Raw genomic sequence first — 7846 nt, 5'->3', positions numbered from 1 at the left:
TACGATAAGTTTAAAATTAAAGTAAGGGTAAAGGAAAACCGCTCTGTTCATTTGGGCGGCAATTAAATAAGATTAACCACTAAATCGTTACTAAAGACAGGACAAATAATTCAAAAATACGGGATATTTGTACTTTTCTTATCAATTTTACTAATTTTCAAGTTCCCCACTCCGCATCCTTGCTAGCAATCCTCTCAAAAAAGGCATCCTCAGTTAATCGCCTCTCAAAATGTAGCAAGGTTCATTAGATAGGCCCTTTCCCATAGCTAAAATATCCCTAACACGCGCTTTTAGGCGCCTCTTTTTATTTCGGGAAAAACAATGGAATTACAGAATCAACTTAAGCAGATGGCCGCCAAAGCTGCCCTCGAATATGTTGTCGAAGGAGAATATCTTGGCGTGGGAACCGGAACAACGGTGGGATTTTTCATTACTGAATTGGCCACTTCCGGCAAGAAGGTAAAAGGCTGCATCTCCAGCTCCGAAGCAACGACTCGTCAGCTGCTCGCCTACGGTATTCCTGTCTGTGATTTGAATGATATCGTTGATTACATTCCCGTTTATATTGACGGCTGCGATGAAATTGACGGCAATTTCTGCATGATCAAGGGCGGCGGCGGAGCTCTGACCCGCGAAAAGATTGTGGCTCAGGCTTCTGAAAAATTTGTTTGTATCGCCGATGAAAGCAAAGTTGTTAAGCAGCTCGGCGCTTTCCCTCTGCCCTTAGAAGTGATTCCGATGGCCATCAGCTCCGTATCCAGAGCTGTAGAAGATTTGGGCGGTCATCCGGTTGTCCGTGACTTTATTACAGACAACGGAAATAACATCATTGATGTCCACGGCCTTCAAATCAAAGAGCCGCAGTTGCTGGAAAACGCAATCAATAAGCTCCCAGGCGTCGTCACCTGCGGAATTTTTGCCAACAGAGGCGCCGACGTACTTCTCGTCGCTTCAGAAGCCGGCATTAAAGTCACAAAACCGAAGAAGAGTTTCTTCTCTTCCCGCAGAGGTAAGTAATTAAGTTTTAACGACTGAGCGGCGCCTTTAGCGCCGCTCTCTTTTTAGTCGTTCAAGAAGTATTCGACCGTCGTTACAACACGAACATTCTTTATGAAGGGCGTGTTGTCATCTCTATCCGTGATAGAGAAAACACCTTGATTTGCTCTTCTGATCTTTCCGAGCTTAGAGCCGGAATCTTCAGCAAATTTTTTAGCTGCCTCTTTGGCGTTCTTTGTAGCAATCTCGATCATCTTGGGTTTGATCTCATTCAAACCTGTGAACGAATAATTCGTCATATAGCTATAGTCATTTGTCAAAGCGACACCTTGCTTCAGAAGTTCTCTCTGAGCTTCTATAAGCTTTCGGACCGTATCTACTTTATCCGTCGCAATCGTGATGACTTGAGTAATGATGTAGCGGAACGGCGGCCGGTTAGGGCCGTAATTATTTGCCAAAGTGTCGTTGACTTTCGGTGCGGCCAAAGAGATTTCAGAAGGCTCAATTCCTCCTTTCTTTAAAAACTCAAAAACCGTGCTTTGCTTTTTCTCAAGGTTGTCATAAACCGTTGCGAGATCATTGCCCATTTCATTGAAACTCAGCGGCCAAATAACATGGTTTGCTTTGACTTCTTTTTCGCAAAGACCTTTAACCGTCACTATGCGGTCTTTATTTAAGAGCGCATTAACACCGTCTCCGACTTGATTTCCGAAGAGGGCAACACCGCCTATGAACCCGGCGGCCAGGATAATGCTGGGAATAATTTTTCCTTCCACGACCTATCCTCTCTTTACTTACACATTAATTTTGAAGTGCGGTACGAACCGCATCGCCTACGGCCATCGCCGACATGGGATTCTGTCCGGTAATCACCCTGTCATTCACAACGACGTGGGATTGGAAGTTATCAGAACACTGGAATTTTGCTCCATGCTTTACTAAAGCGGTTTCCAATGCAAACGGGACGACCTTATCTAAACCAATACCCTTTTCTTCCGAATTTGTAAAGCTGTTGATTTTCTTTCCATCCACAAGATACTTACCGTTTGAAAGTTTCACGTTCACTAATCCGGCCGGTCCGTGGCAAACAGCAGCTACCACTCCGCCTTGCTCGTAAATCTTAGAGGTTATCTCAGCCAACTGTTTATTGTTAGGAAAATCCCACATGACACCATGACCACCGGCAAAAAAGATCGCCTTATATTCTTCAGGCTTTACCTCCGACGGTTTCATCGTGAAGTTGATTTTTCTCTGTGCGGAAAGGTCCTGAGCAAAAGCCTTGTTAATGGGATCCGAAGCGTCTTGGCCCTCAACCGGACATTCGCCGCCTTTGGGACTGACAAAGTCAATTTCGTAACCGGCGTCCCTAAGAACTTTCCAAGGGTGTGTCACTTCTGAGAGCCAGTAGCCGGTCTTTCTTCCGGTGTTTCCTAAATCTCCATGACTGGTAACCACAAAAAGAATTTTGCCTAGCGTCTTTGGTTTTTCCTCAGGAACCGCCGCAGAGGCAACCGAAGCTCCTCCGACAGCCGCTGCAATTGGCATACAAGTTAAGAACGACAATGCGTTCCTACGCAACATCCTCATTTTTAATCTCCTCATTCTCGAGTTATTTTGGATTGTATTTCTCGGGATAACCCTTAATTTTACTCTTCTTCCACAATGGGAAAAAATTAAAAGAAAAATAATTTTCAAAATCTTTTCTATTGCAATCAGAGCGTTGGACTATCACAGAAGAAAACTTCATCATTTTTTCTTTCATTCGAGATGACAAGGATTTTTTTTTCCTATAGAATTCAATTCTCTTTTGGAGAGGTGGCCGAGTGGTTTAAGGCGCACGCCTGGAAAGCGTGTAAACCCTTTAAAGGTTTCGGGGGTTCGAATCCCCCCCTCTCCGCCATTCATTAGTTCGCATAAGTTCGTATCAGTTCGCAAATCCCCTAAAATCTTCATTGTTGCAAAACATTTGTAACATTAAGAGTTCGTATGAGTTCGCATAGGTTCGCATACATCCGCAAATAAATGGTCACCTAATTGGTCACCTGTTTTTTAAAGTGGTCACCCGGAATTCTATTTCTCGGATCAGAAGAGGGATTGGTTTTAAATGAGACTAAGCACTGCAACTGAAATAAAAAATATTAAAGAAATTGGCTGCCACACCGTTACCGGGCCTAAAGGATTACAGCTAAGGGTCAAACAAAAAAGCAAAACTTATTTTCTCCGATACACCTTTTCCGGCAAACGAAAGCTGATAAGACTCGGCAGCGCTGATTTTATTTCTTTAGCTCAAGCCCGAGAAAAAGGTTTTGAAATATTGGAACTTTTAGAAAAAGGAGTCGATCCGCAGGAAGAGCGGGAGGCGGCTGCGCAAAAGAAAGATTCTGAGGAACAAAAAGTAAGTTTTCGCAAGTGCGCCTTGGATTGGGTTAAGGAGCGCGCCCAGAACAATTTTTGGAAGGACAATGTTAAAGGCGAAGCCAATACTTTAAGCCGATTAACGAATCATATCTTGCCCAGAATCGGTGATATGGCTATCGAGGACATCCAAACAGAGGATATTAGAAATCTCTTGATGCCGATTTGGAGCAGAAGCCCTTCTACCTCATCCAAGGTTTTAGCAGATGTACGTTCTATCTTTCGATGGGCTATTGCACTGCGTATTAGACAAGATCGCGAGAACCCTGCTGATTTATCCGGGGCTCTCGGCGTTCTGTTGGAACCCTACAGCAAAAGCAGAAAACAAGAAGAAAATTTTGCAGGTTTGGATTTTCACGAAATACCCGAATTCGTAAAAGACATCAGCTCTGTCAGAGGCAGAACTTCTGAAATGCTTCTGTTTTCTATTTTTCTTGCTGCCAGATCCAAGGCCGTAAGAAATGCCAAATGGTCAGACATTGATATTGAGAAAAAAATTTGGAATATTCCGCCCGAGGATGACAAGGTAAAGGATAAAAATCGTTCCCGAATAATCTTCTTAAATGATGCCGCTGTAAACCTGCTTAAAAAAGTTGTTCGATTCACCGATAGTCCCTACGTCTTTTGCAATGCCTTCGGAAGAGCTTATTCCGACATGGCTATGAATCAAGTCATTCGGAAAGCTCACGCAAGAAAGAAACTTCTTGACGGAATCGGCTGGATCGACAAGGAAAAATCAAAAAGAACCGGAAAAGAATGTATCGCCACTCAACACGCGACTGCTCGAAGCTGCTTTGAGACTTGGGCAAAAGACGACGAGCTCGGTAATAACAAAAAATTCGACAAAGAGGCCATAAAGCTCAATATGCTGCACCAGCGTAACGACCCTTATAAGGGAGCTTATGACAGAAGCAAAATGGAGCAGGAACGCAGGAATATGATGGAGGAATGGGGAAAGTTTTGTACCCAGCTCCTATAGCAGTGAAAAGCAAATACACAATTCTTTAGAATGGTAACGGGACGGTCTTTTCTTAGGCCAATTGACTAAAAAATGAAATCTTTCTTTTCGCATGACTAAAACAGTTACCAAAAATAAAGTTCGATCTGTGGAACCGCTTATTGCCGATCTGGCTAACGGGTGGATGAAATCTTATAACTTAGACTACAAACTTGAACAAGAGCCGTTAAACACAGAAATCGACAAGGCACTGGACGAATATTTATCCAAAAGCGGAGGAAAAGGAGGAAATAGACCTGACGCAAAACTGCTGCTACAAGATAAAAACCTCAACTATTGGCCCGTTCTTATCGAATACAAAGGTTATAAAGGTAAGCTTGAAAAACTCGACTCTTGCGGGAACATTGACAACTTAACAGCTCGGAATGAACCAAACTATTCAAACATCAAATCTTTTGCGGTAAACGGTGCTGTCCACTATGCAAACGCTCTGCTCCACCATACGAGCTACACCGATATCATTGCCATTGGGATGACGGGTTACAAAGACGAGCTGGGAAAACTAAAACACTCAATTGCGGTTTATTACGTCTCTAAAAATAATTTGGGTGTAGGACAAAAAGTCGGGGAGTACACAGATCTATCATTCTTACCCCCCCCCCGAATTTGACAAGTTTATTGAGAAAGTTAAAACCTTAAATATCAGCGCTGAACAACTAGAGCAATTAAGAGAGCGAAAAGAACAAGAAATTAAAGCCAGCTTAGTAAAGTTAAACAACGACATTTATCAGAACGAAAAAAACTTGTCTGAAAATGACCGGGTTTATCTCGTTGCCTCCTCCATCATTGCCACTCTTGGAGTTCCCGGAAAAGTAAAGGCTTTAGAAAAAGAAGATCTGAAATCTTCGCCGGAACCCGGCAATACAGACGGGGAAATTATTCTCAGAAAAATTAAAGCATTTTTGACGGAAAAGGCCCTACCGGATACGAAAAGGGACCTCATCGTCAGAACCCTTCAAAACACTTTAACCAGCGATAACTTGAACAAAATCACTGCCGGTGAGACTCAGCTTAAAAGAGTCTTTAATAAGATTGTTGATGACCTTGGCCGTTATTACAAAATAGGCTTGACTACCGACTTTACCGGCAAACTCTTTAATGAAATGTACGGTTGGCTCGGTTTTTCACAAGACAAATTAAATGATGTCGTTTTAACACCCTCTTATGTTGCAAAACTTCTGGCTAAGTTAGCCAGAGTGGATATGAATTCCTACGTTTGGGACTTTGCCACTGGGTCCGCCGGGTTATTGGTTGCAGCTATGAATGAGATGTTAATAGATGCAAAAAACAAAATTAGTTCCCCGGAAGAACTAGCCCGAAAGGAAGCAACTATTAGGGCCGAACAACTGCTCGGTTTAGAGGTGCTTCCAAGTATTTATATGTTGGCTATTCTCAACATGATTCTTATGGGGGACGGCAGCTCCAACATTCTTAATAAGGATTCATTGCACGATTTCGACGGGAAATATGGCTTCGGAAAAATAACAGAAAAATTCCCAGCCACTGCTTTTGTTCTTAATCCTCCCTATTCCGCTGCCGGAAACGGAATGATTTTCGTAGAAAAGGCTTTGGGAATGATGGAAAAGGGCTACGCTGCCATCATTATTCAAGGCTCGTCCGGAAGCGGAAAAGCAAGCGACTACAACCGAAGAATCCTAGAAAAACATACTTTATTGGCAAGTGTCAAGATGCCAATTGACTTGTTTATCGGAAAATCAAACGTGCAGACCTACGTCTATGTTTTCCGCGTCAATGAGCCACATCAAGCTGATGACACCGTAAAGTTCATCGACTTTTCTAATGATGGGTACACTCGAACAAACCGCAAAAAAGCCAGCGTCAATCTCAAAGACACCGACCACGCCAAAGATAGGTATGAGGAAGTTGTCCAGCTTGTAAGGTTTGGTAAAGAAAAGCTTAAATATCTTACAGAAAAAGAATACTACGAAGGAAAGATTGATCCTAAAAGCGGAGCAGATTGGAATCAAAGTGCACCCGTTGATACCCAGCCTAAGCTAGAGGATTTCAAAAAAACAATTTCTGATTACTTAGCTTGGGAAATCACTAATCTACTCAAAAACAACCATGAGGAGAACTTTTTGTTGGGAAAATGAGTTCCCCACTTAGCCAACAAGTTGTTCAGGCTAAGTGGGGAGGATTTCATCTAAAGGACTTATTTGAAATCAAATCGTCAATTAAAAGGTTCGATGCCAACAAAGTCACTGTATTAGAACGTGGTCTTCATCCATACATCATCCGTTCTGGAAGCAATAACGGGCAGAGAGGCTATCTTAAGGAAAATGAGCAATTCCTCAATGAAGGAAATACCATTTCGTTCGGTCAAGACACTGCAACTTTGTTTTATCAAAATAAACCTTACTTCACTGGCGATAAAATAAAAATTCTAAAGTCAACGTTGCAGTATTTTGGTCAAAAAGAAGCTCTTTTTTTTATAACTTCTTTGAACAAAGCTTTTTCTAATTTTTCTTGGGGAGGCTCAAGATTTAATGTCAAAACAATTGGCAATCAAATTTTTAATCTTCCAATACAAGAAAACAATCAAATTGATTTGAACTTTATAAACTCTTTCATTTCTGAACTTGAGCGCGAGTTCTTTATTGGGCTCGATCAATACCTAAGCAGAAATGGTTTAAAAAACTACTGGTTGACGGCTGAAGAGAAAAATGCGCTAAATAACCTAGGCAACATCAAGTATAAGAGTTATAACCTTAAATCCCTATTCGGCAAATCCACCAGAGGCAAGCGGCTTAAAAGCGAAGACAGGGTTCCGGGAAATCTTCCGTTTGTCACCGCTGGCGAAGCAGATGAAGGTGTTTCTGATTTTATCGGTAATAAGGTCACCGTTTTTGCAAAAAACACGGCCACCATAGATATGTTTGGTTCTGCCAAGTATCGCAGCTATGAGTACGGAGCTGATGATCATGTTGCGGTGGTACATACGGAAAAGCTGAAAGAGGATGCTGCTATTTTCGTTACCAGCGCAATTCATAAGTCGTCACACAATGGTCAATTCGATTACGGCCGGAATTTCTATGCAAAAGATGCCGATGCTTTAAACATTTTGCTACCTGAAAAAGATGGACGCCCAGATTATGAACTAATGAAGCTTGTCATCTCGGCAGTAAAAAAGCTAATCGTAAAAGCTGTCGTTGACTTCACAAACAATAGGCTAGAAAGCTACCATACTCTTCAAAATTAATTTTCCCCGAAACCGAAGGTTTCGACCGCGACAGCGGTGGGCAGGACAGCCGAAAATTTCCAATTTTCGACCGAGAGATAGCGAGGTGCTGATGCATTTTGGCGTCTAGGTCTTTAGACTAGACACCAAAATGCGATCCTGCCTTAGTTCTTTTTTGCTTTTAGTTTGTTTTTAGAGGGGACGCTAAGCGCTCCCCT

General features: G+C 42.3%; 7 protein-coding genes and 1 tRNA gene. 6 read left to right on the top strand and 2 right to left on the bottom strand.

Annotated features, from left to right (window positions below; all coding sequences use genetic code 11):
• Positions 1-321 precede the first annotated feature (321 nt).
• Positions 322-1017: a ribose-5-phosphate isomerase RpiA gene (gene rpiA, locus ACZND6_RS04075; RefSeq protein WP_300877079.1), complete on the top strand. Its 696-nt coding sequence runs from the start codon at positions 322-324 to the stop codon at positions 1015-1017.
• 44 nt (positions 1018-1061) lie between these two features.
• Here rpiA and ACZND6_RS04070 read toward each other — a convergent pair whose 3' ends face one another.
• Positions 1062-1772: an SIMPL domain-containing protein gene (locus ACZND6_RS04070; RefSeq protein WP_300877077.1), complete on the bottom strand. Its 711-nt coding sequence runs from the start codon at positions 1770-1772 to the stop codon at positions 1062-1064.
• 25 nt (positions 1773-1797) lie between these two features.
• Positions 1798-2583 (bottom strand): type 1 glutamine amidotransferase domain-containing protein, encoded by a 786-nt coding sequence (locus ACZND6_RS04065; RefSeq protein ID WP_300877076.1) that lies wholly within the window; start codon positions 2581-2583, stop codon positions 1798-1800.
• Positions 2584-2805: 222 nt separating this feature from the next.
• Here ACZND6_RS04065 and ACZND6_RS04060 point away from each other — a divergent pair.
• The 5 genes from ACZND6_RS04060 (at position 2806) to ACZND6_RS04040 (ending at position 7649) form a co-directional block, all read left to right on the top strand.
• Positions 2806-2896: transfer RNA gene (locus tag ACZND6_RS04060), tRNA-Ser, on the top strand.
• 204 nt (positions 2897-3100) lie between these two features.
• On the top strand, positions 3101-4390 hold the full coding sequence (locus ACZND6_RS04055) for a tyrosine-type recombinase/integrase (RefSeq protein ID WP_418534117.1): 1290 nt from the start codon (positions 3101-3103) through the stop codon (positions 4388-4390).
• A gap of 91 nt (positions 4391-4481) precedes the next feature.
• Positions 4482-5039 (top strand): hypothetical protein, encoded by a 558-nt coding sequence (locus ACZND6_RS04050; protein WP_204902007.1) that lies wholly within the window; start codon positions 4482-4484, stop codon positions 5037-5039.
• Positions 5040-5409: 370 nt separating this feature from the next.
• Positions 5410-6543, top strand: coding sequence for an HsdM family class I SAM-dependent methyltransferase (locus ACZND6_RS04045; RefSeq protein ID WP_489524404.1), 1134 nt, complete (start codon positions 5410-5412; stop codon positions 6541-6543).
• A complete protein-coding gene (locus ACZND6_RS04040; RefSeq protein WP_418533413.1) occupies positions 6540-7649 on the top strand; it encodes a restriction endonuclease subunit S in 1110 nt (369 codons plus the stop codon). The genes ACZND6_RS04045 and ACZND6_RS04040 overlap by 4 nt, the downstream gene beginning before the upstream one ends.
• Positions 7650-7846: the final 197 nt, after the last annotated feature.

This window comes from Parasutterella sp. (assembly GCF_057870745.1).
Note: the sequence above shows the minus strand (reverse complement) of the source record. Positions and strands in the feature narration are given on the sequence as shown.